Source organism: Pseudomonadales bacterium, assembly GCA_024234435.1.
In the GTDB taxonomy this organism is placed as follows: Bacteria; Pseudomonadota; Gammaproteobacteria; order Pseudomonadales; family Porticoccaceae; genus JACKOF01.
In genome coordinates, this window is sequence record JACKOF010000001.1 from 873,600 (window position 1) to 898,367 (window position 24,768).

Annotated in this window: 22 protein-coding genes; 13 read left to right on the plus strand and 9 right to left on the minus strand. The window is 49.5% G+C overall.

Annotated elements, in window-relative coordinates; genetic code table 11:
* Window positions 1–53 precede the first annotated feature (53 nt).
* The 9 genes from H7A02_04020 (at window position 54) to H7A02_04060 (ending at window position 11,064) form a co-directional block, all read left to right on the plus strand.
* Window positions 54–1,142: a phosphotransferase family protein gene (locus H7A02_04020; GenBank protein ID MCP5171421.1), complete on the plus strand. Its 1,089-nt coding sequence runs from the start codon at window positions 54–56 to the stop codon at window positions 1,140–1,142.
* Window positions 1,143–1,211: 69 nt separating this feature from the next.
* Window positions 1,212–1,673: a hypothetical protein gene (locus H7A02_04025; GenBank protein ID MCP5171422.1), complete on the plus strand. Its 462-nt coding sequence runs from the start codon at window positions 1,212–1,214 to the stop codon at window positions 1,671–1,673.
* A gap of 108 nt (window positions 1,674–1,781) precedes the next feature.
* The gene (locus H7A02_04030) at window positions 1,782–3,416 is read left to right on the plus strand and encodes an AMP-binding protein (GenBank protein ID MCP5171423.1); all 1,635 of its coding nucleotides are present in this window, start codon (window positions 1,782–1,784) and stop codon (window positions 3,414–3,416) included.
* Window positions 3,417–3,573: 157 nt separating this feature from the next.
* Window positions 3,574–4,197: a TetR/AcrR family transcriptional regulator gene (locus H7A02_04035; protein MCP5171424.1), complete on the plus strand. Its 624-nt coding sequence runs from the start codon at window positions 3,574–3,576 to the stop codon at window positions 4,195–4,197.
* A 36-nt stretch (window positions 4,198–4,233) separates the two neighbouring features.
* Window positions 4,234–4,995 carry an SDR family oxidoreductase gene (locus H7A02_04040; GenBank protein ID MCP5171425.1) on the plus strand — a complete coding sequence of 254 codons (762 nt, stop codon included), beginning with the start codon at window positions 4,234–4,236 and terminating at the stop codon, window positions 4,993–4,995.
* 228 nt (window positions 4,996–5,223) lie between these two features.
* Window positions 5,224–6,375, plus strand: a complete 1,152-nt coding sequence (locus H7A02_04045) for a CoA transferase (protein ID MCP5171426.1) — start codon at window positions 5,224–5,226, stop codon at window positions 6,373–6,375.
* Window positions 6,376–6,456: 81 nt separating this feature from the next.
* A complete protein-coding gene (locus H7A02_04050; GenBank protein MCP5171427.1) occupies window positions 6,457–8,013 on the plus strand; it encodes a long-chain fatty acid--CoA ligase in 1,557 nt (518 codons plus the stop codon).
* Between the two features lie 68 nt (window positions 8,014–8,081).
* Window positions 8,082–10,196 (plus strand): PQQ-dependent dehydrogenase, methanol/ethanol family, encoded by a 2,115-nt coding sequence (locus tag H7A02_04055; GenBank protein MCP5171428.1) that lies wholly within the window; start codon window positions 8,082–8,084, stop codon window positions 10,194–10,196.
* A gap of 58 nt (window positions 10,197–10,254) precedes the next feature.
* Window positions 10,255–11,064 (plus strand): glucose 1-dehydrogenase, encoded by an 810-nt coding sequence (locus H7A02_04060; GenBank protein ID MCP5171429.1) that lies wholly within the window; start codon window positions 10,255–10,257, stop codon window positions 11,062–11,064.
* A gap of 9 nt (window positions 11,065–11,073) precedes the next feature.
* Here H7A02_04060 and H7A02_04065 read toward each other — a convergent pair whose 3' ends face one another.
* The gene (locus H7A02_04065) at window positions 11,074–11,727 is read right to left on the minus strand and encodes a methyltransferase domain-containing protein (GenBank protein ID MCP5171430.1); all 654 of its coding nucleotides are present in this window, start codon (window positions 11,725–11,727) and stop codon (window positions 11,074–11,076) included.
* 177 nt (window positions 11,728–11,904) lie between these two features.
* Between H7A02_04065 and H7A02_04070 the strand changes: the two genes are divergently transcribed.
* Window positions 11,905–12,240: an alkylphosphonate utilization protein gene (locus H7A02_04070; protein MCP5171431.1), complete on the plus strand. Its 336-nt coding sequence runs from the start codon at window positions 11,905–11,907 to the stop codon at window positions 12,238–12,240.
* Between the two features lie 146 nt (window positions 12,241–12,386).
* On the opposite strand, the gene H7A02_04075 is transcribed toward H7A02_04070, so the two are convergent.
* The 7 genes from H7A02_04075 to H7A02_04105 form a co-directional block, all read right to left on the minus strand.
* A complete protein-coding gene (locus H7A02_04075; protein ID MCP5171432.1) occupies window positions 12,387–13,208 on the minus strand; it encodes a ParA family protein in 822 nt (273 codons plus the stop codon).
* Window positions 13,209–13,343: 135 nt separating this feature from the next.
* Entirely contained in the window at window positions 13,344–15,044 is a 1,701-nt protein-coding gene (locus tag H7A02_04080; protein MCP5171433.1) for a protein BatD, read from the minus strand.
* Window positions 15,045–15,054: 10 nt separating this feature from the next.
* Window positions 15,055–17,004 carry a VWA domain-containing protein gene (locus H7A02_04085; protein MCP5171434.1) on the minus strand — a complete coding sequence of 650 codons (1,950 nt, stop codon included), beginning with the start codon at window positions 17,002–17,004 and terminating at the stop codon, window positions 15,055–15,057.
* A complete protein-coding gene (locus H7A02_04090; protein ID MCP5171435.1) occupies window positions 17,004–17,996 on the minus strand; it encodes a VWA domain-containing protein in 993 nt (330 codons plus the stop codon). The genes H7A02_04085 and H7A02_04090 overlap by 1 nt, the downstream gene beginning before the upstream one ends.
* Window positions 17,990–18,529, minus strand: a complete 540-nt coding sequence (locus H7A02_04095; protein MCP5171436.1) for a DUF4381 domain-containing protein — start codon at window positions 18,527–18,529, stop codon at window positions 17,990–17,992. Before H7A02_04095 ends, H7A02_04090 begins: the two co-directional genes overlap by 7 nt.
* Window positions 18,526–19,494: a DUF58 domain-containing protein gene (locus H7A02_04100; GenBank protein ID MCP5171437.1), complete on the minus strand. Its 969-nt coding sequence runs from the start codon at window positions 19,492–19,494 to the stop codon at window positions 18,526–18,528. The genes H7A02_04095 and H7A02_04100 overlap by 4 nt, the downstream gene beginning before the upstream one ends.
* 25 nt (window positions 19,495–19,519) lie before the next feature.
* Window positions 19,520–20,479: a MoxR family ATPase gene (locus H7A02_04105; GenBank protein MCP5171438.1), complete on the minus strand. Its 960-nt coding sequence runs from the start codon at window positions 20,477–20,479 to the stop codon at window positions 19,520–19,522.
* Window positions 20,480–20,670: 191 nt separating this feature from the next.
* Here H7A02_04105 and H7A02_04110 point away from each other — a divergent pair, with 191 nt between their 5' ends.
* The gene (locus H7A02_04110; protein MCP5171439.1) at window positions 20,671–21,693 is read left to right on the plus strand and encodes a quinone-dependent dihydroorotate dehydrogenase; all 1,023 of its coding nucleotides are present in this window, start codon (window positions 20,671–20,673) and stop codon (window positions 21,691–21,693) included.
* Between the two features lie 133 nt (window positions 21,694–21,826).
* Here H7A02_04110 and H7A02_04115 read toward each other — a convergent pair whose 3' ends face one another.
* Window positions 21,827–22,033, minus strand: a complete 207-nt coding sequence (locus H7A02_04115; protein ID MCP5171440.1) for a ribosome modulation factor — start codon at window positions 22,031–22,033, stop codon at window positions 21,827–21,829.
* A gap of 177 nt (window positions 22,034–22,210) precedes the next feature.
* Between H7A02_04115 and rlmKL the strand changes: the two genes are divergently transcribed.
* On the plus strand, window positions 22,211–24,490 hold the full coding sequence (rlmKL, locus tag H7A02_04120) for a bifunctional 23S rRNA (guanine(2069)-N(7))-methyltransferase RlmK/23S rRNA (guanine(2445)-N(2))-methyltransferase RlmL (GenBank protein ID MCP5171441.1): 2,280 nt from the start codon (window positions 22,211–22,213) through the stop codon (window positions 24,488–24,490).
* Window positions 24,490–24,735, plus strand: a complete 246-nt coding sequence (locus tag H7A02_04125) for a glutaredoxin family protein (GenBank protein MCP5171442.1) — start codon at window positions 24,490–24,492, stop codon at window positions 24,733–24,735. Before rlmKL ends, H7A02_04125 begins: the two co-directional genes overlap by 1 nt.
* Window positions 24,736–24,768 lie beyond the last annotated feature (33 nt).

Sequence of the window (24,768 nt, forward strand, 5' to 3'; positions counted from 1 at the left end):
GACCAGAATCGTTGATGGGTTATTGATTTAAATAGAAGGGTTAAGTGGAAAGCATGTTTGTAGATAAAAAAAGCATCTTGCAACAAGACTGGAAGGCTATTGCCCGGTTTATGGCCGAATCCGGTATTCCTGTTGATGAAAAAGCCGGGATTAAACAGTTCGCTTCAGGATTAGCTAACCTGAACTATCTGTTGACACTGGCTGATGGCCGGAAAGTGGTTTTCAGAAGACCGCCCGCAGGCCCTGTTCCTCCGGGAGCCTACAACTTGGCCAGAGAGTTCAATATCTATTTTCATCTCGGTCAGCATCTCTCTTTTGTACCGCGTGGATTGGCCATTTGTGAGGACACCAGCGTTATCGGTGTGCCGTTTTTCTTTGTTGAGTACTGTGAGGGGGTGTCACTTGGCAGGGAGCTGCCCGACAACCTGGCATCGGTTCCGATGATTGGTGACAAGTTAAGCCGCCTGGTTATCGAATCACTGGCCGATTTGCACAAACTTGACCCTCAACAAGTAGGGTTGAGTGACCTCGGCAACCCGGAAGCCTTTATCCTCAGGCAGGTAAAAGGCTGGCGGAAAAGGGGCAGTTTGGTGTTCACAGAAGAGCAAATGCCGTTAATGGAAGAAGTCTATCAATGGTTGATCGAGAATGAACCGGAAAACCAGCCGATATCGCTCGTGCATCACGACTATAAACTTGACAATATTTTGATCGACCCCGAAAGGCTTGAAATCACCGGTGTTATTGACTGGGAGATGTCAACTATTGGCAACCCCCTTTTCGATCTGGCTTTAACCCTGGCAGTCTGGGGTGAGGCGGAGGATTCAGGTGTTTATGACAAGCTTTGCATGATGCCATCATCGGCTGAAGGCTGGTGGGGGCGGCGCAAGGCTTTGGCTGTTTATTGCGAACGTTCCGGCCTGGAGGTGACGGCGTCAGACTGGAAATTCTACTGGGTGCTGGCCATGCTCCGGATGGCGGTGGTATTTGCTCAGCTGGGCAAACTCTACGAGTCTCAGAAAGACATGCAGGATAAGGTTGCTCCCAAGTTACATATTTCACCAAAAGATTTTTGTACCTTTGCTACCGAGATTCTTGAGCACAATATCGGTTTGTTGAGGAAAAAAGATCTGGATTATTAATTCCGGGATTCAATGTTTGAGGTTGAATCGAAACACCAACGGTTAATGGGATATAAGGCTGGAGATACTATGAGCGATACAAATTCAGGACGTGAACATGTGGGGCGAATACATCACACACTGTTTATCTATCAGAATCGGGAAAACCAGTTAAAAGCCAGGGATGAGTTTAGCTCTGTTTTGAAAATAGATGACTGGCAAGAGGTAGGCGAAGTTCCTGAAGGGCTATCGGTGCTCATTTCCTGGAGTAGTGGTATCGAACTGGTGTTTCCTGTTATCGACAACCCCGCGTATCAGAAACATCTGGATAAATTTGGCGAAGGGTTTTATGGCATGGTCTTTGGTGTTGAGGATCTGGCCTCCAGTGTTGAGCATATTGAAAAGGTCACCGGGAAGGCTCCTTTTATACTTAAAGAGACCCCTAAACCCGTATACGAGGTGTTTGATGTAGCGAAAGAGGCGGTTGTTGGCAGTTTGGGCGGTGCCAAAGTACTACTGGGAGAGTTTTTACGTAAGGATACGAGCAATTGACGGCAACTTCGTTGGTTTTCGGATACCGGAAAGGTTAGCGCTATGAACAATACTGGTTTCTGGTTGTTGGCGCTTCCATAAACTACGCATCACGATTAAGGAGTAGAAATGTTTGGCCTGATGATGGATATCCCCCTTCAGATTTCCCGTTTACTTGATTACGCCGCGGAATATCATTCCGAAACAGAAATTGTCGGGTTGAATATCAATGGGAGAACTGAGCGAACTAATTACGCGGGCTTGAGAAAGCGCGCTGCCCGGCTGGCGAATGCGGTAAGTGATCAGGGTTACGGTTTCGAATCAAAACACGCTTCGCTGTCCTGGAATACCATTAATCATCTCGAAGTTTTTTATGCTTCCCTCGGCGTCGGAGCCTCTTTACACACCGTAAACCCGAGGCTGTCCGAAGAACATATTGTTTACATGATTAATCAGGTAGAAGACGAGCTGGTCTTTGTTGATCAGACGACACTGCCGATTGCAGAAAGTATTCAAAATCTGGTTCCTTGCGTCAAAATGTGGGTATACCTTGATGAAGGCGAAGGTCTTCCTGAGTCGAGCTTGTCTCCATTTGTACGTAAAAGTGATTTTGTCAGCGAATACAGTGAAGCGATTGTCTGGCCCCTCTTTGATGAACGGCAGGCGTCGGTTATTGGTTATACGTCAGGCACTACTGGAATGCCCAAGGGCGTGGTTCAGAGCCATCGTGGGAATGTACTGTCTGCTATGGGTATGAGCATGGCCGATGGCTTTGGTGGTTACCAGAACGGCGCGTTGGATGTGGTCATGCCGATCGCTCCTTTTTTTCATACCAATGGTTGGCAGATGCCCTTCACTGCGCCCATGAATGGTTTTAAATTGGTGCTTCCAGGTAGAGACTTTTCTCCTGTTAATTTAACTAACCTGATTGGCTCTGAAGGAGTAACCATAGCTGGAGCTGTGCCTACAGTCTGGATGGATATATTAGATATTGCTGAAAAAGGTAATCTGGATCTCTCATCTCTGCGCGTCGCACTGGTAGCCGGGTCCAGGCCGTCGATGAGTTTGCTCGATAACTTTGAAAAAAATGGTATTGATGCGCTGCAAATGTGGGGGATGACAGAAGCAATTGCTTCGACAAAAGGAACGCTTTCTCCTGGAGCGGATCAATTGCCGGCAGAAGAGCAGCGCCAAAAGCGGTTGCGATCTCAGGGAAGAACGTCATTTTTGGTTAAGTTTGAATTGCGCGACGAAAATAACAAGCGATTACCCAATGATGGCGAATCACAAGGGAATATGTTTGTCCGCGGTGACTTTGTTGCGTCCAGATACCTTGGTCAGGATGAAACTCAAGAAGTTGATTGGATGGATACTGGCGATATTTCTAGAATTGAGCCCGATGGCGCGATTGAAATTGTCGACCGCTCCAAGGATGCGATCAAGTCAGGAGGCGAGTGGATAAGTACGCCTCTGTTGGAGGGGGCGGCAATTAGTCATGAAGCTATTGAGCAAGCTGCCGCTATTGCGATGCCTCATCCCCGCTGGCAAGAAAGGCCATTGCTTTTGTGCACTCTGGTTAATGGCGCTACATGCAGTAAAGAAGATTTATTGGGCCATATGCGAGAACGTGTTGCTAAATGGTGGTTGCCAGATGAAATTATCTTTATTGAAACAATGCCTTTAACATCAGTAGGGAAAATAGATAAGGTTGCTATTCGGAAAATATATCTTGGAAAAGACAGTAAGATTATTCCCGATTCATAGTATTGGCTATGCAATTTTAGTAGTGAAGTTACTGGCAAGTATGGATTAGAGTGGTTATTTGGCAGATAACTAACTGCGTAAGTGATGATGAAAAGGTGTTACTTTTGAGGGTGGACGATAGTGTTTGGACAAAACAGCCTAGAGGGATAACGTAGCCGTGACAAAGGAGAAAAAAGCTCAATTAACGCAAGCACAAAAAACTCAAATTTCGGATCAGAACATGTTGCGCGAAGCAACGAATTTGATACTCGAAATAGGTACAACCAGAACAACATTAAAAGATGTGAGTATCCGCGCAGGCTATAGTCGCGGATTTGCCAGTGCGCGTTTTGGTTCTAAAGATGGTTTGTTCCTAAACTTGGAAAAGTCACACAGAGCCCTGTGGAAAGACTACTTAAAACAATGCCTGGGTGACAAAACCGGCCTGCAAGCGGTGCTTGCCCGAATAGATGCAATGGAAAGCATTCTTAAAGAAGAAACCGATAATGTTCGCGCAATGTACCTGTTGTGGTTCGATTCTGTCGGACAAAAATCGGTGTTGGATGAGCGTTTAACCAAGTTTAATAAAGACGCACAGGCTGCAGTTATCGTTCACATAATAGAAGGTATTAAATCCGGTGATATTTCTGCGGAGATCACGCCTAATGCTTATGCTCTTCGACATATGGCCGAGATTTTTGGTTTGATTTATTTATGGATTTCGTCACCAGATACCATTGATATTTGCGCATGTCTGAGAAGCCTCAGGTTGAGAACAGAGACAGAGTTAAAAGTGGTATGAGTAAAAAATTATAAGCGCTGCGGCTAAGGACTGAATATGACTAGTAGTAAACGGGTAGCCCTGATAACAGGTGCAGCCGGATCGTTGGGTAAAGCAATTTCATTCCGATTGGCACAGGACGGTTTTATTGTAGTGATGTCTGACTGCGATCGACATGTGATGGAGGCGGCGGAAGATATCTCAAAACAAGGTATGCAAGCGGAAGGAATGGTTGCCAATTTGATGGCTGCCTCTGAAATTCACAATCTGATCAGCACAATTAATAATCAATACGGGCGCTGCGATGTTCTTGTAAATAATGCGGGCGTTCATCCTTTGCAAAACGTCGATAACGCAACCGCGCTAAACAACACGACGCTAGATGACTGGCAACAAGCTCTAGCGGTTAACCTGACAGCACCATTTTTGCTTTCCCAGGCAGTGTTTCCGTTGATGAAAGCAAAGCAATGGGGACGTATTATCAACACAGCTTCACGCGCGGGGCGCACCTGTATTCCAGGTACCGCTGCGCATTACAGTACAACAAAATCAGGGATTATTGGGTTAACTCGAAGCCTGGCAGAGCAGGGAGCAGCTTTTGGAATCACAGCGAATGCGGTGGCACCCGGACGTTTTCCTTCACCTTTGGCAGATACTATGCCAGCCGACGAGGTTGCTGCGTCTATTCAACGTATTCCCGTGGGGCGTATAGGCGATCCTTTTGAATTGGCCGCAACCGTTGCTTTTCTCGCTTCGGACGGTGCAGCGTATACCACCGGCTCAGTTATCGATGTGAATGGTGGGGCGTTTATGGGATAGCGATAATACAAGAATCGAGAATAATTGTGCTGTTGAAATATTGACAACAAACTTTTTCGGAAACTTTTTAATCCGCAATTATATTGCTTGACGCAAGCAAATAAATATAATGATGGATCGACGCTGACCTAAGCCTTGTCTGCGGTTGATACCAGTAATTAATTTAGTTGTTTACTCTAATAAAGGGCCGGCCTTTTAGGGGAAATAACCGGAACTAAGGACATAATTATGACCACGCCTTTGAATGGATTACGTGTAGTCGAGCTGGGTGCTTTGGGGCCTGCTCCTTTTGCAGCCTCGGTGCTTGGTGATATGGGGGCCGATATTGTACGCATTGACAGGCCGTTGGCGACAGACCTGGGCATAGCTGTGCCGTCAAAAATCGATATGTACAATCGAAATAAGCGCTCTGTTGCCCTCGATTTAAAGAACCCGGAGGCCGTTGAAGTTGTCCTGAAAATGGTAGAAAAGGCCGACATTCTAATTGAAGGGTTTCGCCCAGGAGTGGCTGAGCGTCTAGGCTTAGGCCCGGAGGTGTGTCTACAGAAAAATACACGCTTGATCTATGGCCGTATGACTGGCTGGGGGCAGGACGGACCAATGGCACAGATTCCGGGGCACGATATTAACTACCTTTCACTAACAGGTGCGCTTCAGGCAATTGGTGAGAAAGACGGTCGCCCCGTTCCCCCGCTAAATCTGGTTGCGGATCTGGGAGGGGGTGCCATGTATCTTGTGGTGGGAGTACTTGCGGCAGTGATTGAATCAAAGGTGTCTGGCAAGGGACAGGTGGTCGATGCGGCCATGATTGATGGCGTTTCAAACCTGATGACAGCCTTTCTGGGTTTTCGCCAGGAGAATATGTGGTCTCTGGAACGAGGGGATAATTTTGTCGATGGCGGTGCGCCGTTTTATCGAACCTACGAAACCAGTGATGGCAAATATGTTGCTGTAGGCGCTATTGAATCCCGATTTTATCAGGACCTTCTGAAAGGCCTGAGTTTGGATAATGAAGAGCTACCTTCCCAGAATGATCGCTCTGGATGGCCACAACTGGAGCAACTTTTCGCCAGCCGCTTTAAAACAAAAACCCGGGATGAATGGGTGAGCACGATGACTTCTCTGGAAGCCTGCTTTTCCCCTGTGCTTGATATGGATGAAGCCTTGCAGGACCCACACATGAAAGCTCGCGAGGTATTTACGGATTTTCATGGTGTTACTCACCCGTCTCCGGCGCCTAGGTTTCAGCGCACGCCAGCCAGTTTGAGATACGAGCCTCCGGAACCGGGGCAACACAGCCGCGCTGTGTTATCCGAGTGGGGCTTTGATGAGGCAGAGGTTAAAAATTACTTCGCGTCAGGTATCGTTGTTCAGCGTTAAAGACCAACGGCGTAAGAATGCCATATACGGATCATCAATCGTTTTTTTGATAGCAACAAGAAGTTGCAACAGGGAATTTTTATGAGAGCAACGCAACTATTCGAACGAGCCGTAGCTATTCGGCCACATGGTGTGGCAACTGTGTTTGGTCATCGCACCAGAACCTGGAAAGAGCTGGGCGAGCGAGTCCCACGTTTGGCAGGCGGGTTGCAGTCGCTCGGAATTGACAATGGCGATCGTGTGGCCGCGCTGGCAATGAACTCTGATCGTTATGCCGAGTTGTTTTACGCAGTTCCGTGGGCTGGTGCAGTATTTGCCCCGCTGAACATGCGTTGGTCGGTCGCCGAGAATCATTACGCCCTTACTGATTCTCAGGCTTCGGTATTACTGGTCGATGAAAATTTTATTGATCAAGCTTTTGAGCTTAAACAACAGCTGGATACTATCAAGCACCTGGTTTATATGGGAGAGGGGGCGGTTCCCGAAGGCATGATGTGCTATGAGTCGCTCATCGCAGAAAACTCTCCGGTGGACGATGCGTTTCGGTGTAACGACGACTTGTACATTATTTTCTACACCGCAGGTACTACATCTCATCCCAAGGGGGTGGCAATGTCTCATCGGGCGATTGTCTTTGGCGCGGTGATCTACCTTTCTATGTTACCTTCCGCCGACAATATCAGGCATTTGTATGTGCCGGGTTTTTTTCATTTCGCTGCGGGTAGCCCTATGTGGTACGTCACACTGGCAGGAGGCACGCATGTGATATTGCCCAAGTTTGATCCAGAGGTAGCAATGGCTGCCATACAAGAGCATCAGGTAACCAATACGGTACTGGTTCCGACAATGGTCAATATGCTGATGAACCACCCAGAGTTTGAAGATTACGATCTGTCCAGTTTGAAAACTTGTATTTACGGCGGTTCACCCATGCCGGAAGCACTGATTACCCGAACCATGGAAAAGCTGCCTTCCTGGAATTTTTATCAAATTTACGGCATGACCGAAACAGGTGGTTTTGCCACCATGCTCAGATGGAATGATCACCTTCATCAAGACGAAAAAGCGGGCCGTTTACGTTCTGCTGGCCAGCCAGCCCCGGCAGTTGAAGTACGAACTGTACGACCTGACGGGACAAGAGCGGCTACTGGTGAACTCGGTGAAGTAGTGGTACGCAGTGATATTCTGATGACTGAATACCTGAATAACCCCGAGGGCTCAGCCGATGTGCTTAAGAACGGTTGGATGCATTCCGGCGATGCGGGTTATTTTGACGAAGATGGCTTTCTTTATATTGCCGATCGGGTAAAGGACATGATTGTTACCGGAGGGGAGAATGTTTATTCGATAGAAGTCGAGCGCGCGCTTTTTACACACCCAGCGGTAATGGAGGCAGCGGTGATAGGGATACCCAGCGAAGAGTGGGGAGAGTCTGTGCACGCAGTTGTCGTTCCGAGGCAAGGACATAGCGTATCTGAAGCTGAAATTATTGAACATTGCCGAACATTGATTGGGGGTTACAAAGTGCCAAAAAGTGTAGAGTTTCAAGCGGAAGCATTACCTGTAACGGCTGTTGGCAAGGTACGTAAAAACGTGCTTCGTGAGAAGTATTGGGCCGAGCAAAAAACCAAGATTTGACGGGTGACGGATAAGGTTAAATACGAATAAAGCTATGAATAAAAACAAAGGCCGGGGAATTACCAAAGATGCTTCATTCTAAGATCAGGTACGTTGTTGCAATCATTTTATTGTTGATGTGTGGTGTTCATTCAGTTGCTCAAGCCATTCAAGAAGACCGTTCCAGAATTAGCCGCGCTAATTCTGAACCGGAAAACTGGTTGAGCCATGGTAGAACCTACGACGAGCAGCGCTACAGCCCACTGAATAAAATCAATAAGGAAAATATTAAGCAATTAGGTTTGCTTTGGTCTTATGAGTTTCCAACTTCACGGGGAAAAGAGGCCACGCCATTAATGGTCGATGGAACTATTTATCTGACTGGCAGCTGGAGTGTGGTTTACGCCTTTGATGCAAAAACCGGGCGCTTGCTTTGGACTTACGATCCCTCTGTGCCGCGCGAGCTGGCCGGGACCTTCTGTTGCGATGTGGTTAACCGTGGCGTGGCTTTTTGGCAAGGCAAAATTTTTGTCGGAACGCTAGATGGTCGTCTGGTGGCTTTAGAGGCGGCGACAGGAAAACGACTCTGGTCTGTTAATACGGTCCCAGAAGGGAAATCCTATTCAATCTCTGGCGCGCCAAGAGTTGTTAAAGGCAAAGTGATTATTGGCAATGGCGGGGCTGAAATGAGCGTTCGCGGGTTTGTGTCTGCCTATGATGTTGATACGGGTGAAAGGCTCTGGCGCTTTTATACGATCCCGGGAAACCCGGCGCAAGGGTTTGAGGCGCCGGAATTGAAAATGGCTGCAAAAACCTGGTCTGGTGAGTGGTGGAAGTTCGGCGGGGGCGGTACTGCCTGGGATTCGTTTGCTTACGACTCCAAGCACGACTTGCTTTATATAGGGGTTGGTAATGGTTCACCCTGGAGTCATATTCAGCGCAGCAACGGCAAAGGGGACAACCTGTTTTTGTCTTCAATCGTCGCGGTTCGGCCTGATACGGGTGAATATGTCTGGCATTATCAAACCACTCCCAAAGACAGCTGGGATTACACCGCGACGCAACACATGATACTTGCGGATATGGTCATTGACGGTGAGAGCCGTGAAGTCATCATGCAGGCTCCCAAAAATGGTTTCTTTTATGTGATAGATCGGCTGACAGGCAAGCTGATTTCTGCCGAGAAATACACCACTGTTACCTGGGCGAGCCATGTGGATCTGAAAACCGGGCGCCCGGTTGAAAACCCGGATATGCACTACGGCAGTGAACAGGCCAAAGTGATCTTTCCCAGCGCTTTGGGGGGGCACAACTGGCAGCCGATGAGCTACAGTCCGGATTCCGGTTTGGTTTATATCCCCGCGCATAATATTCCCGGCGTGTATCGACAGGATACCGAGTTCGGTGTGCGAAAAAGCTATTGGCAAAACGGCACTGCGTGGGTTGAGTCTTCATTACCCGAGGACCCTAAGAGTATTTCTGATGCCAACGAAATTATTTATGGTGAGTTGGTTGCCTGGGACCCGGTAGCCCAGCAAGCAAAATGGAAAGTGAAGTTCCCTAATGTATGGAATGGGGGCATTTTAAGTACAGCAGGCGGATTGGTTTTTCAGGGTAATGCCGAAGGTGTGTTTGTGGCTTATGAAGATAGTACCGGCGAAGTCCTGTGGGAGTTCAACTCGGAGAGCGGCATTATCGCTTCTCCTATCAGCTATAGCCTGGACGGGGTTCAGTATGTGGCGGTTATTTCCGGCTGGTCCGCCAGTTACGGATCAGCGGCGGGGACACTGGCTACTCGCAGCAGAGGGTTTGGCAAGGTAAACCGTTTACTGGTATTTGCTTTGGGCGGTACTGCGGAGCTGCCTCCGGAAGTTAATCAACTGAAGTCTGTCGACCCTGTTGTGCTTACTTATCCCGTAGATGAAGAAAAAGCCGCGAAGGGTAAATCGCATTACATGCACAACTGCTATTTTTGTCATGGGGACAATGTCGTCTCTTCTTCTTCCATTCCTGACTTGCGCTATTTAAGCGCAGGGAAACACGAGATATTTTCGAAAATTTTGCTGGATGGGCTGTTTCAATCCGCAGGTATGCCTTCTTTCAAGGGCCGGTTAACGGAAGAGGAGGCGGAATTGATTCGGCAATACATTGTTCGAAAAACCATAATGAGTTTTGGCTCGAAAGACAAAGTTAGCACGCCTTAAAAGGTTGCGACGCTTTAAAACGTATCGTTTAAACATAATTTAACGAAAGGGGTGTGTTATGACGGAGGAGCTGCAAGGTAAAGTTGCGATAGTTACTGGTGCCGCACGAGGCTTGGGCAGAGCCTATGCTCATCGCCTTGCCAAGTTAGGTGCAGATGTTGTTGTTACCGATATAAACCTTAACAGCGCGAAGGAGTTCGGCGAAGAGCTAACGAAAGATTCTGTTGTAGAGGAAATTGAAGCACTTGGCAGATCGTCCATTGGGGTTGAAGGTGACCTCACCAACCCCGAAGCTGTTGAACAGCTTTTTGAAAAAACGTTACAGAGATTCGGCCGTGTTGATATTTTGGTGAACAATGCCGGAGGGGCGATCGCGAAAGATAGCGGTAATCTTCCTACAAAAACTTCTTTGTCTGATCTTAAATTATTGATGGATGTTAATTTCCAAAGTGCCTTTTTATGTTGTAAAGCTGTTGCGCCAATTATGAAGAAACAAAAGTCGGGCATTATTATTAACACTTCTTCACTGACGGCTATCAGCACATTAACCAATGGGGTGTTAGCGGGGTACGGGGCAGCCAAAGCCGCCGTGGAACAGTATTCGAGAGGTTTGGCTGCAGAGTTGGGACCGTATGGAATACGGGTAAATATTCTTTCTCCCGGAATTATGATGACCGCCCGAATTGCCGCTCAGGCAAAAGAGAGGGGCATTGGCACAGAGTCGCAGGCAGAAGCTGTACCGTTAAGGCGGTTAGGTGTTGCCGAAGATTGTGCTGGTGTTGTGGAGTTTCTGGCGACAGATCTTTCCCGTTACGTCACCGGTCAGTGTATCTCTGTCTGTGGTGGAGCGGCATTGCATCCGAATTGATGGGTTATTTTATTTCCGCTTGAAGGTCAGAATATGTCCCTTGAAAGGTGCTGCCAGATAGTCGGTATTTTCGGGTTTGGTATGTGTATGGGTGAAGCCAAAATCCGCCATCTGCTTGGAAAACTTTTGCTTCCTGCCTCGACCGGGATCAACGATTAACACTTCACATGCGGGATTCGCGTGTAACTCAATGAACTTTGCCAGCATTTCGATATGCTCATCTTCATAGAGCAAGTCGCTGCCGATAATGGTGTCAAACCGGCCCAGATCCGTATTCAAATCGCTCCAGTCGGCGCGCTCAAAGGGAATAGGGGCACCACCATTTAACGACGTGTTTTCAATCAGAAAACTTTCTACCTCCGGGTGATAATCTGTAGCGGATATATCCACATTCCGCTTGTTCAGTAAAAGGCTGGTTAAGCCGATGCCGCAGCCTATCTCCAATATGCGCTTGTCTGCAGTGTCGTAATCGAGTATTTCGTTGGCGAGCACCAGGCTGGAGGGCCACACAACACCAAAAAGAGGCCAGGTGGCAGACGATATGCCCAGTTTTTTGGCTATGCCCAGCGGGTCGGAGAATTCCTGATTATTACGCAAGGTGCGCAAGTGAATATCGAGCGGGCCAATTTCCAGAGTTTGGTAACGAACGCGGAAGGAACACATAATTTACCTGTAGAATAGTGAGCTGAGCCAGCTATCCAACTTCGATAAATGACGGTTTCAGGGCAGCATACAGGTAAACAGGGCAGACACAAACTATTTGCTACCGCCGAAAAACGCTGTATAACGCCGAACCACACACTTCAGCCAGCTTGAACGACGTTCTGACCAAGGAAATTTATGAGTACTTTACCCCATTGTCCCGAGTGCCAGTCAATCTATACCTATGAAGACAGAGATTTGTTTGTGTGCCCGGAATGCGGCCATGAATGGAATAATAGCGATAGCGAAACCGAAATAGAAAAGGTCGTAAAGGATGCTAATGGTAATACCCTGAGTGATGGGGATACCGTTTCAGTGATTAAGGACCTGAAAGTGAAGGGGTCTTCATCAGTGGTTAAAGTGGGCACTAAAGTAAAAAACATTCGTCTTGTGGAGGGAGATCACGATATCGATTGCAAAATTGATGGCATCGGTGCAATGAAGCTGAAATCGGAATTCGTTAAAAAAGTGTGATTGCCTTGAGCTTGAAAGAGCAAAAAGTTTGATTACCGGGCTATCGGGCCAATACGAAAAATTCCCGCCAGGGCGAGAGTTTTGGATGCTACCGGTAGTTTGCGAGCCATTGCTTGCAATGGCGAGAGTGGTATCAGGGTGCAGGCCTAAGCCACCTGTTTTTTTGTTGTTTTGGAAGCGGTTTTTCTCGCGGCTTTTTTCTTCAGCCCTGAGATCAGTTCGTAAAGTTCAACAAACTGTTGTGTCAGATTGTGTTTTGGTGCGAAAAAGATCAGCGGTGTGCAGGCCTGATGGGATTCACGCATTTTAACGGATTGGTTGAGGTATACCGGCAGTACAGGCTGTTTTTCGGCTTTCAGTTCATCAATAATCTGTGTTGGCAGGTTGGCGCGCGGCTGGAACTGGTTGGCAATGATCCCTTCGATACTCAGATTATCGTTATGGTCTTCACGAATTTCGTGGATCATGCCGATAATGTTGTAAAGTGCCTGTCGGGAGAAAGCATCACAATCAAATGGAATCAGTACCCGATCGGCAGCGATGAGTGCCGAGGTGGTGTAGAAGTTCATTGCCGGGGCGGTATCGATAAATACAGCGTCGAAATCATCCTCCAGTTTATTGAGTAAGTCGCGCAATTTATATATTTTATGTTTCGACTCCAGTTTCTGCTCCAGGCTTTCTAGTTCATGGCTGGAGGGCAATACAAACAGATTCTCGAAGTTGGTTTCGTAAATAAACTCAACGGGTTGCTTGTTAACCAGATTAAATTTTAATGTCTGATTGAAATAGTCTGCAATGCTGGTGTCAGGAGTAAAGTCTTCACCCAGCAGGTAGTGGGTAGAGTTGCATTGAGGGTCAAGGTCAATGACCAGTGTACGTTTGCCCTTGGTCGCGCTGATAGCTGCCAGGTTGCAAGTAATGCTGGATTTGCCCACACCACCTTTCTGATTGAATATAACTCGACGCATGAGCATTTCTCACTCTGAAAATATTAGGTGCTCGAATTGAGCAACTGGAATATGAAAGCCAATATTCTAAAGCAAGGGACGTTGGCTGACGAGGTTGTAAACCGTTAAATCTGGCGAATAAATGACCATTCGGAACTACTTGTTCTCGTAAAGTGGTTTTAATTCATTTGCATCGCCACTGGTGCTTTTTTTGGCACTGTTTTGGCGCAGGGTTTCTAGCCTTTGGGTAAGGTTGACAAGATCAACCGCTATCTCCTTGCCATTGCTGTAAAGTGATTGGTCAAGCCGGTCAAAACCGGCTTTCAGCTCTGAATCTTCACTATAAGCCAGCAGGTGTTGCAAGGTGACTAGATCACTGCGTTGCCAGTGGTGCCGCGCCCACTTGAGGATATTCTCCCGAAAGATGTCTGGCTTGCCGTGCCTGGCAGCCTTTTTTACGGCTTTAAACAGCTCTTTTTCAGAGACATTTGCCGCTGAAGAAATCATGCTGGCCTGGGGTGGTGCAACCGACCGCTGTCGCAGTTTTATCAGTGCGACAGCAAATGCACAGGAGAGTAGCAGGTTTAGCAGCAAGGAGAGCCACAACCAGTTGCTGTGGTTTTGTGATTCTGTAGCGGGTACTTCGTGACGGGTGGGTACTGGTGGCACGATTTGTTGTGGAGCCTGGGCCAGTTCAGTGTTCGCTTGCACTTGCAGTGTGCGACTTTCAAGGACGGTTGTTTGCAACCGGTTATTGACGGTGTCCCACCACTCCAGTGTGACAGGGGGCAGAGCGATACTGCCTTCGCGGGTCGGTACAATCGCAGTGGACTCCGAGCGGCTGCCAATGATTCCCTGGCTATCGACATCATCTGTGAGCTGGGGCTGATCGGGGTAGACTTTAAAACCATCTCCCTGTGGTTCAGGCAGCGGTGGTAGTTGGGCCGCAGCCAGCCCCTGAGCGGTAACAATCAGTGTTCGGGTGACAGGCTCGCCCGCAACCAGATCATCAAGAGGGCGGCTCCATTTTTCGCTGATACTGATACCCCGACTCGGCAACCAGTCATCTGAGCCAGAATTTTGCGGACGGGGATTTACCTTGATGGTCTTGGGGTCGCTTCGCAAAACAACCAGCTTGCCGCCGCGGTTAAAAAACGAACCGGAGAAACGGCTGTTTCGGTCAGGCAGTGTGACATCAAAGCGAACTCCAGGAATGGTCAGCGTGCCGCTGTTTTCAGGAAAGATGGCAAATTTCAGTTCGATAACACGATGTTTGACGCCGTTTATGGTCTGGTAAAAATCGGCTTCACCCACTTTTACAATGTTGGCATTATCGATAACGAGCTCTTCACTTGAAATACCATCCAGTGATACCGAATGTTTGATGCGCAAGGTGAGCAGTAGCTGAGCCTGCACGAAGACTTCGTCCTTATCCACCAGCGTTTCAATAAAAACCGGCAATTGCGCATGGCCACTTGAACTGACCTGTTGTTTGGCGACGTTAATTTCTATAGCGTCACTGACTTCACCTTTCAGCCGCAGTGATGGTATCAGTAGCTTGCCGGTTTTTTTTGGCAGCAATTGCAATAACCACTCGGTGTAGGAGGAGGTTGATCCATTGACAATGGAAAATTTACTCTGCTGTGAACGGGAAATAATTTCAAAGTGGTGTTCCAGCGGTGAAAAGTCAGGTTCCTCTGATGTTTGCTGATCGAAGCGAACGCTCAACTGGAGTGTTTCTGCGTTGCCGATACTGGTCCGATCAACCGAGCTGGTGAGGCTGGCAGCTGAAAGTGACTGGCAGGCAAGCCAGAGCATCAGCGCTACTGCGGTTCTGAAAATAAGCATATTTGTCATTTCAATTAAATTACCATCGCTGCAATTGCTTGTCTTGTGGCGGCATGCTTCCCCAGCGACGTTGTTCACGTCGTTTTTGTGCTTCGGCCTCGAACTTTCTTCTCAGTAAGCCGCCGGGATCATCGGGAATTCTGCGTAACCACTGTTCTACGGCCTGCTCTTCTTCGTCACTGAGTTCCTCCGGAACAGACTGGTTGGCACTCTCATTTGGTTGCTTTTCTTGTTGTTGTCCTTCTGACTGGCCCGAGGGAACATCTTGCGGTGTTTCACTTTGTCGATTTTTGTCCGGTTGCTGTCCGGTATTTTTTTCCTGTTCCTGTTCCTGTTCCCTTTGCTGCCCGGAAGCATTTCGGGAGTTCGAACTCTGTTGCGTCTGCTGACTGGACTGATTGCCGCTTTGCTGCTGGTCTTGTGTCTGTTCGGGTGAGGTCTGGCTGTTGCCTTCCTGTTCCTGCCGGGTACCTTGATCCTGGCTCTGGTTTTTCTGCCCCTGGTTTCCTTCCTGATTCTCTGCCGACGAATGCGCCTGATTATTTTCCTGATTGTTTTCTTTGTTGCGCTGCTGCTCTTTTTCTTTTTGTTTTTTCATTTCTTCTTTGACCGCCTGGATGTTGTCGAGTGCATCTCTCATCTCGGGATCCAGTTTTAGCGCCTGTTCGTAGGCTGTGATGGCTTCACGCAGTTTCCCCTGCTTTGCCAGGGCGTTTCCCCGATTGAAATGACTGTCGGCGTCATTACCGTCAAATAGCGTTTCGGCATCTGAAAAGTTGTTGTTCTTATAGGCTGCTACACCTTTCCACTGCTGATTTTCAAATAACTGCTCAGCTTTTACTGCATCTCCCTCCGCTAAAGCTCTGGCTGCCTGCTGGTCTTTGGTTAGCCATAAATCCTGAAATTCAAATGCCAGCGTGCGCTCTGGAAACAGGCCCAAACTTGCGCTCACGAGCAGGCATGCAACCAGCCCTTTTCTGAAGGCCAGCACCAGTAGCGGCAGAAGCAGCAGTATTGCCCAATAGCCGAGGTCGTGCCAGGTGTCGAAGGTGCGATCCAGCTGTTTTGTTGAATGATTTGAACGCGTCTCAAACTGCTGTTTGAGGAATTGGATATCGCTGTCGTCTGCGGTCAGGGCTGCATAAGTACCACCGTTTTTCTCGGCCAGTTTTCTCAGATACTGATTGTGCAGCCGGGGTACCAGGATATTATTATGAGCATCTTTGGCAAAACCACCTCTAGCAAGGGGTATTGGTGCCCCCTGTTCGGTGCCAATTCCCATAATAAATAGCCGAAAGCCGCTCATGCTGCGAAGAATCACTTGTAACGATTCGCCGCCCTGAACGGAAATGCCATCGGTAATCAGCAGGATATCGCCTGAGGTTTGTCCGGTATTGAGAGTCAATTCAACAGCTTTTTCGATGGCGGCCTCTACATTGCTGCCCTGATCGGGCAGAATGCCGGGATCGAGGGCAGGCACCATGGCGGCAATGGTAGCAGCGTCATCTGTCAGTGGGCTGACTACAAAGGCGTCACCGCCGTAGGCTATCAGGGCGGTTGAACCTTCCTGGCGTGTGTTCAGCAGGTCAATCAACTTCAGCCGGGCCCGACTCAGTCGGTTGGGTGACAGATCCTGAGCCAGCATTGAGGGTGAGAGATCAAAGGCGATGACCAGAAAGCTCTGCTGTTCATGTACGGGCAGTGGTGTGCGTTCCAAAGTCGGTCCTGCCAGGGCTGTGATAGCGACTGACCACCCCAAAAGCCATAGACCGCTCAAATTGCGTCGTTTACCACTGGCAGGTTTGTCTATCAGGTACGGTAGCAACTCGGGTGATATCACTTTGGACCAGCTGCCGGAATCGGTCTGGCTGCGGTAAATCAAAAATCCGGCAAGTAGGGCGGGAACCAGTGCCATGAACCATATGGGTCGTAAAAAATGGAAATCCTGCAAGCCGTGAAACCACTCCATCAGTGCGCACCTCCACGTTTCATCAGGAGGGATGTTAATAAGCTGGTTATCAGTGCTATGGCCAGGGGCCAGTGAAAGAGCGCTTTGGTCGGGCGCAGGGTCTCTGCTTCCTGTTCAATAGGTTCCAGTTGATCGAGTTGTCGATAAATGGCTTCCAGCTCCTGTGGGTCTCTGGCTCTGAAGTAAGTGCCGCCAGTCTGCTCGGCAATACTGGCCAGTGTTCGTTCATCCAGATCCTGTGAAGGGTTGAGTTTACGGGTGCCGAACAGGTTGCGCTGATAGAGCACATCGGCGCCAATACCAATGGTATAAATTTTGATACCTTTTGCTGCGGCAACTTTGGCTGCTTCAAGTGGTGGTACTGCCCCGGCTGTATTGGCGCCATCGGTCAGCAGAATGAGTACACGGCTGTTTTGGGGGCGCGCCTGCAGTCGCTTGACAGCCAGGCCAATAGCATCGCCGATTGCTGTTTCCAGCCCGGCAAAGCCAACTTCCGACTCTTGCAGCAGGGTATTGAGCGTGGTGCGATCGAAGGTCAATGGTGTTTGCAGGTAGGGCACACTGCCGAATAAAATAAGCCCCAGACGATCTCCTTTGCGGCGCTGTATAAAGTCACCCAGAATGCCTTTTACGGCGGTTAACCGGTCAACGTAGTCGCCGTTAAGCAACATGTCCTGATTTTTTTTCATACTACCGGAAATGTCGACGGCAATCAGCAGGTCACGACCATTGCTTGGCAGAGCTATTGGATCACCTGTCCAGGTTGGACGTGAGGCTGCCAGCAGTACTGAAACCCAGCAGGTAATCAGTAATGTCAGCAATAATAGATGCCACCTGGACGTGGCTGATGTCTCCTCATTCGGGTTGATTAAATGGCTGTATACAGATGCTTTCAAGGCCGGTATTTGCGCTTTTGCCGGTTTGCGCAACCAGCGATACAGCCATGGCAACGGCAGTAACAGCATTAGCCAGGGCCATTCAAAGGTCAACAAGGAGAAGCCTCCTGACTGGAACGACGATGACGCTTGAGCCATTGTCTCGTGGCTTGATATATATCATCACTGAAGCTGGCGGGATACTCGGGTGCTTTACGGTAGGCGAGCATATCGATTTGTTGGCGCAGTTCGCAGCTGAAGCCAGTACCGTTTTCATCGTCGCTGATGGCTTCCAGCAATTCTCTGGTCGGCAGCGGGGCCAGTTGCGCAGCGGGGTAGGCCGCTATTGTCGTGCGGCGTATGAGAGCGAGTAGCTGATGGCTGAAAATTGCCGGATGACTTTTGTTGCTACGATACAAGTATTCCAGTTCAGCAAGCGCCTGTCTGCGGTAGAGGTTATTTCGATGCTTGCGAACTATGCAGATAATAGTGAATGTTAGCGCCACCACAACCAGCACAGTCAGCAGCCACCACCCCGGTGCCGGAGGCCACCAGCCAATGGGTTCCGGCAAGTGGATATCCTGCAACCGGGCAAGAGGCCCGGATGACTGTAGAGGCATATCGGGCAGAAGTGCCGACCTGAAGCTCACCGTGACCTCCTGTTTCGCTTGCCGCTGTAGGCTTGCAGCAGGGGGTGGATGATGGGTTGGCCTGTACGGAATGACAGGTACCCCATTGATAAGCGGTTACAGAGCTGGCGCAGGTGGCTTTGGCGATTGCGAAACTGCTGCTCAAACTGTTGCCGAAGCGGCTGGCGGCGCGTATTCAGCAAGCATTGTTGTTCGCCGTTGCTTACCGCATAACTGCCTGGTGGTGGAAGCTGGCTGTCCAGTGTGTCGAAGGTATGACACAGTGTGAGATCGCAATGTTTTGCCAGTTGAAACAGGTGTTGTTGGCTTTCAGACGCCTCATCCTTGCGCCCTGCCGAATCAATATCGTGAAAGTCACTGACAATAAACAATGTGGTGCCGGGGTGAACTACGCGGCGCGCTTCTGTCAGTATTTCGGCCAGAGAATAACGGCAGGGTTCATTGAGTAGCAGGCGTTCAGTGTAATCACTGAGGCCGTGAATAATTTGCAAAACACTGTGATGACTGCGTCTGGGGCGGAAGTCTTGCTGCTGCTGCGCGCCGAATATCAGCCCTCCAACCCGGTCATTGGCATAGAGTCCGGCCCAGGCAAGTGTGGCCGCGATCTTTGCAGCAGTAACCGATTTCAGTTCCTGGCTACCCAGAAACATCGATGGGCGCAAATCAGTGATTACCAGTACAGGGCGTTCCCGCTCTTCTCTGAACAGTTTTGTGTGAGGAGTTGTTGTGCGGGCGGTGACACGCCAGTCGATAGTGCGAATGTCGTCTCCGGGCTGGTAGGGGCGTACTTCATCGAAATCCATACCTCGGCCACGAAAACGGGATTGATGCGCTCCTGCTTGTTGATGTCTTGCCGCCATACGGGGGAAAAAGGTCAACTCGCGGGCAGCAAAGCGCAATTTCAGCAGTTCACTGATATCGGCAATTGCCGGATTGAGTGGGACGTCTGTTGCTAAAATTTTCATTATCTCGATATTGCCGGTTATCGGATCAGGCGGAAGGCACGCTGTGCAGTAGTGTATCGATCACCTTGTCAGGTGTAATGCCGCTGGCCTCGGCTTCGAAGCTGAGAATCAGTCGATGGCGCAAGACATCATTGACTACGGCTCTGACATTGTCGGGGCTGACAAAGTCTTGCCCGTTGAGCCAGGCATGAGCCCGTGAGCATCGGTCAAGCGCAATGGTGGCGCGCGGACTGCCACCAAATTCCAGCCAGTTGGCCAGCTCGCCACCATAGGTTTCCGGATTCCGGGTGGCGAGTATCAATTGCACGATATATTCCTCAACGGGCTCTGCCATATGTACAGAGAGAACCTGTTTGCGGGCGTCAAGCAGGGTTTGTTCGTCGACTATTTCTGGCTGTTCGGCTTCAATATGCATGGCCTCGTTACGGGCCAGCTTGAGAATGCTACGCTCAGCTTCCACAGCGGGGTAGCCGACATTGACGTGCATCAGGAAACGGTCCATCTGGGCTTCGGGTAGCGGGTAGGTACCCTCCTGCTCAATAGGGTTTTGAGTCGCCATCACCAGGAACAGGGTGGGCAATGCGTAAGTGCTTTGGCCGACACTGATTTGCCTTTCGGCCATGGCTTCCAGAAGTGCAGATTGGACTTTTGCTGGTGCCCGATTGATCTCATCGGCCAGCACCAGGTTGTGAAAAATAGGGCCTGGCTGGAATTCGAAAGAGCCACTTTCAGGTCGATAAATGTCACTGCCGGTGATATCGGCGGGTAATAAGTCAGGCGTAAACTGGATTCGATGAAAATCGCCACTGATACCTTCAGAGAGGGTTTTGATAGCTTTGGTTTTTGCCAGTCCAGGCGCCCCTTCTACCAGTAAATGACCATCAGCTAACAGGGCAATCAGGAGTCGTTCCACCAGATTTTGTTGTCCGACAATTTGCCGGTTTAACCAGTGTTGTAGTTCTGATAGCGAATGATTGTCTGCCATAGGTTACTAATTCCCGAGTTCTATGATTGAAGCGTAATGCTAGACCTGTTGTTGGACCTTGAGTTCCGGCATTGCTTGATTAGGGCGGTTATTTAACCAGCAATACGCTTTGAGAAAAAGTGACTTGTCATACGGCTTGCTTTATCCTTGCCGCCGCACACGTTTGTTTCTATCGGAGGATTCTTCAAGCTATGTACTCCCTGGCCCGTAACGCCTTGTTCCTTCTTCCTCCAGAAACGGCTCACGAGATCTCGCTTGATCTGATTGGTTGTGGTGAACGATTGGGGTTGAATCAATACTGGGGTCGCAAAGTTGCCGACAATCCGGTCAAGGTGATGGGGCTGAATTTTCCCAACCCGGTTGGTTTGGCTGCCGGGCTGGATAAAAATGGCGATTATTTTAACGGTCTGGGTGGGCTTGGCTTTGGCTTCGTCGAAGTTGGCACGGTGACGCCACGACCACAACCGGGTAACCCGAAACCACGTTTATTCCGGCTGCCGGAGCATCAGGCAATCATTAACCGTATGGGGTTCAATAATTTGGGTGTTGACCATCTGGTGGAGCGGGTAAAGCGACGCCGTTATCACGGTGTTTTGGGTATTAATATCGGCAAAAATTTCGATACCCCTGTAGACCAGGCTGTCAATGATTACCTGATCTGTATGCGCCAAGTGTATAACCATGCGGATTACATTACGGTCAATTTGTCTTCTCCCAATACACCAGGACTTCGTGAGTTGCAGTTTGGTGAGAGCCTGACCTGGTTGTTGCGACGTTTGAAAAACGAGCAGCAGAAGCTGGCGGACAAGTACGGTGAATACGTTCCCCTGGCGGTTAAGGTAGCGCCGGATTTGACAGAGAATGAAGTGGCAGATATTGCCCGGATTTTGGTGAAACAGAATGTCGATGGTGTTATTGCCACGAATACCACGGTTTCCAGAGCCGGTGTTGAAAATCACATCCATGCCGCTGAAGCGGGTGGTTTGAGCGGTGCGCCATTAGCCGGGAAGTCCACGGAAGTGGTCGCTGCCTTCAGCAGAGAGCTGGATGGAGCATTACCTATAATCGGTGTTGGCGGCATCTGCTGCGGTGAGGATGCGGTGGCAAAAATGGCTGCCGGAGCCAGTCTGGTGCAATTGTACAGTGGGTTTATCTACCGCGGCCCTGAGCTTATCAGAGAAACGGCGGATGCTGTTGCATCCGCCGCCCGGTAGCCCAGGTTTTTAGCCTGGGCCTGCGCCTTTGGTAAGGCGCTTAGATAGGGGTCTGTACCCCTGCGTGTAGTCACCTGCTTGCTAACTGTTCAATGGTCCTCTTGTTAGAAGGTTGAGTAGTAGAAGGTAAGTGTTAGAAATTGGCGACCTTTTGTTGTTCTGTGTGAAGTTTGTAGCCTTGCATTCGGTCATCGCGGCCTTCGCGCCAGCCGTTATACCAGTCGTGTGCACAGGGTGATGATGTATTATGTGGGCATGAATATTTGTCTTTACCGTTGAATCCGGCCTGGTAGCCTTTGAGAAAGGCGCGTTGGGAAGTGTCTCTTTTCTGTCTCTTCATACTTGAGTGATCCTTCTTGGCTGCTCTTGATCTCGGCGTTCCAGTTCAACAAATTGAGGCCCCCTTGTCGAAGATTTTATTTTTCTATAGAGGTGGGGTTTTAATTCCCTGTCGGAATCAGCAAGGGAATTTTCGAAAAATTGAATTAACTTGAGTTGTGAAAAGAGCGGATAAAAAGTGACCTATAACTGGTTTGTTACATGCCCTAAGGGGTTGGAAGAACTTTTGCTGGATGAGCTACAAGCGCTTGGTGCAGAAGATTTGCGTATGACCGTGGCCGGTGTTTACGCCAATGGCCCGTTGGCACTGGCTTACAGGATGTGTCTCTGGTCAAGACTGGCAAACCGTGTGTTGCTGCCGTTGGCCAGATTTGACGTTGAATCTGCAGAGCAGCTCTATGAAGGAGTACAGGCTGTTGCCTGGCCGGAGCATTTGACACCTCGTCAAACGATTGCGGTTGATTTTGTCGGTAGTAACGATGCTATACGGCATACGCAGTTTGGCGCTCAACGAGTGAAAGATGCGGTGGTGGATGTGATACAGGCAAAGTATGCTGACCGGCCCGATGTAGACCTGCGGCGCCCCGATATCCGTATCAATGCACACTTATCCAAAGATCGCGTCAACATCAGCCTGGACCTGTCTGGCGAAAGCCTGCATAAGCGTGGTTACCGACAAGCTATGGTTCCCGCTCCCCTGAAAGAAAATCTTGCCGCCGCGTTGTTGATACGGGCTGGCTGGCCACAGATGATCAATGATCTTGCTGATAAGGCGGCCTTGGTTGATCCTCTGTGTGGTAGTGGCACACTTCTGATTGAAGGGGCGTTGATGGCCGCGGATATAGCCCCTGGCCTGAAGCGTTCCAAATTCGGCTTCCATAACTGGTTGCAGCATGATGATGAACAGTGGCAGCAGGTTCACAGTGAAGCGATTAGCCGTTCACGGGTGGGATTAGAGAAGGGTAAGGCAGGCTTGCTGCCGGAAATTCGGGGTTACGATAAGGATACTCGTGCCGTAAGAGCCGCAGAAGACAATATTATTGATGCAGGTTTGGATGGCATTATACGAGTGATGGCGAAACCTCTGAACGCATTTAAAAAACCGACTCACCGGCAGATCGAAAAGGGGTTGTTAATCACCAATCCTCCATACGGCGAACGATGGGGCGAGATGGAGGAGCTGAGACCCCTCTACCAACAACTGGGTGAACTGGCAAAGCAGGAATGCCCCGGCTGGCGGCTGGCCGTGTTCACTGGCAACGAAGCGCTGGCCGGTGAGTTGCGCCTGAGGGCTGACAGGAAGTACAAACTGTTTAATGGCACCATAGCCAGCCAATTATTGCTGTTTCAGATGAGGGATGCGGACAGTAAGACCGATACAAAGGCTGCAGAATCAGAGTCTGAAAAGGCCGTTATCCTGCCGGAGGGGGCAACCATGTTTGCCAACCGGCTCAAGAAGAATAGCCGCAAGTTGAAGCCCTGGCTTAAACAGTCGGGTGTGAGTTGTTACCGGCTCTACGATGCCGATATGCCCGAGTATGCAGTAGCGGTAGATATTTATCACGATGCTATCCACGTTCAGGAGTATGCACCTCCCCAGCAAATCGGCGAACAGCAGGCCAACAAACATTTATCTGAAGTGAAGCAGGCTTTGCAATACTTGTATCCACAAAGTCGCGCCAAACTGTTTTTTAAGGAGCGCCGACGTCAAAAAGGTGAGAATCAATACCAGCGAGTATCCGCCCGCCGTAACAGCAATGCTGTGTTCCGTGTCAAAGAGGGTTGTGCAGAACTGGAAGTTAATTTGCAGGACTATCTGGATACAGGGCTGTTTCTGGACCATCGCCCTGTCAGGCACTTGCTGGCGGAGCTGGCCGGAGGCAAACGGGTATTGAACCTGTTTTGTTATACCGCTGTGGCAACCGTACAAATGGCGCTGGCGAGTGCTGAATCTTCATTGAGTGTCGATATGTCGAACACGTACCTGGAGTGGGCGCAGCGCAACTTTGATCTTAACGGTATCGGCAAGCGGCATCGCCTGCTGAGAGCGGATTGTGTTGAATGGCTGGCCGAAACCGCGCAGTCGGGAGATCGGCAGTTTGATCTGATATTTCTCGACCCGCCGACCTTTTCAAATTCAAAGAAGATGACGTCGATACTTGATATTCAAAGAGATCACCCTGAGTTGATTGCCAATGCCATGTCGCTGTTGCCTGAAACAGGAGTTTTGGTATTTTCCAATAATTTTCGTCGCTTCCAGATGGCCGAATCTGTGTTGATGGATTATCAGGTTGAGAATGTGACGAGTCGAACGCTGGACCCGGACTTTCAGCGCAACCAGCGGATTCACAACTGCTGGTTAATTCACCACCGCAAAGGGAGCAACCTGGCGCCTCAGTATCTGCCTGATGCGTCACCGAACCCCTGGAAACGCGGGCGGGGCAGAGGTAGCGAGTAATGCGGCAGCTGATTCTTTACACGGGCAACCACTGTTCACTTTGTGATCAGGCGAAAATGCTGATTTACCCCCTGCTGACGGAATATGGCTGGGCACTGGAAGAAATCAATATTGCGAATAACGCTGCGTTAAAAAACAAATACGGCTCGAGAATTCCTGTCGTTGTTACACCGGGAGGAGAAGAAAAAGACTGGCCGTTTACCTCTGGGCAGATAAAACGGGTGTTGACGGCAGATAATCTGTGATGCTGATTACCCGGATTTTCCCGAAAATGGAAA